The sequence below is a fragment of the Winogradskyella sp. genome (assembly GCF_013042245.1).
Lineage (GTDB): Bacteria > Bacteroidota > Bacteroidia > Flavobacteriales > Flavobacteriaceae > Winogradskyella.
Genome location: NZ_JABDQL010000124.1, coordinates 1 through 2623, shown reverse-complemented (window position 1 = coordinate 2623; position 2623 = coordinate 1). Strand labels below are relative to the sequence as shown.

The window sequence follows — 2623 nt, the reverse complement described above, 5'->3', positions numbered from 1 at the left end:
CTCGAGGTATTAAACCTGAAAGCGAATAAAAAAGCCTTTTGTTTCCAAAAGGCTTTATAACTTGTTTTGTGCGGGAGAAGAGACTCGAACTCTCACACCTCGCGGCACTAGATCCTAAGTCTAGCGTGTCTACCAATTCCACCACTCCCGCAATTAACCAATTTATTTAAATTGGGTTGCAAATATAAACAATGTTTTGAATAATCAAACGCATTTAAAACAATAAAAATCATTCCACTTTTCTTATTTTTGTTACTATTCAAAATCCATATTATGTCTAATATTCAATCTTATATAACCAACCACAAAGACCGATTTTTAAACGAACTCATCGAACTTCTTAAAATACCATCAATAAGTGCAGATACTGCATACAAAGACGATGTTTTAAAAACAGCAGATATTATTAAAAATAGCTTAGTCAAGGCTGGTTGTGAACATGTTGAAATTTGTCAAACAGATGGTTACCCTATCGTATATGGCGAAAAAATTATTGACCCTAATTTACCAACAGTATTAGTTTATGGCCATTATGATGTGCAGCCACCAGACCCATTAGATTTATGGGATTCACCACCTTTTGAGCCTGTTATAAAAAATACAGAATTACATCCAGAAGGTGCCATTTTTGCACGTGGTGCCTGTGACGACAAAGGTCAAATGTACATGCATGTCAAAGCAATGGAGTTTATGACCACACAAGGCAAACTACCATGTAACGTAAAGTTTATGATTGAAGGTGAAGAAGAAGTTGGAAGCGTTAACCTTTCTCATTATGTAAAAGCAAATCGTGAAAAACTAAAAAATGATGTCATTCTAATTTCAGATACAGGAATGATTGCAAAAGATGTACCTTCAATTACAACAGGTTTAAGAGGTTTGAGCTATGTCGAAGTTGAAGTGACTGGTCCAAATCGTGACCTACATTCAGGGTTATATGGCGGCGCTGTTGCTAATCCTATTAATGTATTAACTAAAATGATTGCTTCACTCCATGATGAAAATAATCATATCACCATTCCTGGTTTTTACGATAAAGTTGAAAATCTATCAGACATTGAGCGAGCTGAAATGGCAAAAGCACCATTCTCACTAGAAGATTATAAAAAAGCACTCGATATAGACGCCGTTTATGGTGAAGAAGGCTATAGCACAAATGAACGCAACTCTATTAGACCTACTCTAGATGTAAACGGAATTTGGGGTGGTTACACAGGTGAAGGTGCTAAGACCGTAATAGCAAGTAAAGCGTATGCTAAAATATCCATGCGACTCGTTCCTAATCAAGATTGGGAGGAGATTACTGAATTATTTAAATCACATTTTGAGACTATTACCCCAAAAGGGGTTACTGTAAAAGTAACACCACACCATGGTGGGCAAGGTTATGTAACACCCATTGATAGTATTGGGTATAAAGCTGCTTCAAAAGCCTATGAAAAAACGTTTGGAAAAACACCAATACCGCAACGTAGTGGCGGGAGTATACCAATTGTAGCACTTTTTGAAGAAGAACTGAAAAGCAAAACCATTTTAATGGGCTTTGGCTTAGATAGTGATGCTATACACTCTCCAAACGAACATTTCGGTATTTGGAATTACTTAAAGGGCATCGAAACTATTCCTTACTTTTATAAGTATTTTACTGAGTTAAAAACATAATTTTTTTGGGCGTTACGCTATTGGTTTTTTATAGAAAACCAATAGCGTCAGGCTATCCATTACAAATACTCACTCGTACCTCGCTGCGGGTTTTTCATTACTATCCTTAACGCGGGCTTTCCAAAAGTAATGGCATACTACAAAAATATTTTTTAAACTCTACACTTGTAGAATTCAAATTTATATTCTACATTTGTAGAGTTAATTCTAAAAACGTAGAACATGCAACTCTCAAAAACCGAAGAACAACTCATGCAACATTTATGGAAGCTAGAAAAAGCTTTTATGAAAGATGTACTAGATGTATATCCAGAACCTAAACCTGCGACTACAACAGTTGCTACACTTTTAAAGCGCATGATAGACAAAGGTTTTGTGGCTTATAACACCTTTGGAAAATCTAGAGAATACTATCCATTAGTTAAAAAAGAAGATTACTTCTCTAAACATGTTAATGGTTTAATCAAAAACTTTTTTAATAATAGTGCATCGCAATTTGCATCGTTCTTTACTACTAAGACAGATTTAACAAAATCTGAATTAGAAACTTTAAAAAAATTAATTGATAGCGAAATTAAGAAAAAGTAGTTATGGGAGTTTATATTTTAAAATCGACAGCCATTCTGGCAATTTTAATGCTGTTTTATAAGGTGTTTTTAGAACGACAATCTTACCATAGATTTAAACGCTTTTACCTATTATTCGCATTAATTGCTTCAGTAACAATACCGCTTATAACTTTTATTGAGTTTATAGAACCAGTATTAGATTTTGGAACTTATGATTTGAATTCTACAAATACACCTCCATATTTTCCTGCAGAAATAATTACAGATAACAACTAAGTTTTCGTTGCGTCCGCAGGACGAACAATGAAAACTCCTGTTGAACGGAACCGTTGAATTTAGAAATAATCTTAGTAAAACAGCCCTATTGGGGATATCGCTTTTGGGATAGTGGT

Annotated in this window: 3 protein-coding genes and 1 tRNA gene; 3 read left to right on the top strand and 1 reads right to left on the bottom strand. The window is 34.5% G+C overall.

Annotated features, from left to right (window positions below):
* Window positions 1-69: 69 nt before the first annotated feature.
* Window positions 70-151: transfer RNA gene (locus HKP48_RS09635), tRNA-Leu, on the bottom strand.
* A gap of 122 nt (window positions 152-273) precedes the next feature.
* Here HKP48_RS09635 and HKP48_RS09630 point away from each other — a divergent pair.
* The 3 genes from HKP48_RS09630 (at window position 274) to HKP48_RS09620 (ending at window position 2507) form a co-directional block, all read left to right on the top strand.
* Window positions 274-1662: a dipeptidase gene (locus HKP48_RS09630; protein ID WP_296345275.1), complete on the top strand. Its 1389-nt coding sequence runs from the start codon at window positions 274-276 to the stop codon at window positions 1660-1662.
* Between the two features lie 222 nt (window positions 1663-1884).
* Window positions 1885-2250: a BlaI/MecI/CopY family transcriptional regulator gene (locus HKP48_RS09625; protein WP_296345273.1), complete on the top strand. Its 366-nt coding sequence runs from the start codon at window positions 1885-1887 to the stop codon at window positions 2248-2250.
* Between the two features lie 2 nt (window positions 2251-2252).
* Window positions 2253-2507, top strand: a complete 255-nt coding sequence (locus HKP48_RS09620) for a hypothetical protein (RefSeq protein ID WP_296345271.1) — start codon at window positions 2253-2255, stop codon at window positions 2505-2507.
* The last annotated feature ends 116 nt before the right edge of the window (window positions 2508-2623 follow it).

Excerpts from the sequence above, each read along its gene's own strand:
- HKP48_RS09625 (WP_296345273.1), top strand. The coding sequence starts at position 1,885 with ATGCAACTCTCAAAAACCGAAGAACAACTCATGCAACATTTATGGAAG.
- HKP48_RS09630 (WP_296345275.1), top strand. The coding sequence starts at position 274 with ATGTCTAATATTCAATCTTATATAACCAACCACAAAGACCGATTTTTA.
- HKP48_RS09620 (WP_296345271.1), top strand. The coding sequence starts at position 2,253 with ATGGGAGTTTATATTTTAAAATCGACAGCCATTCTGGCAATTTTAATG.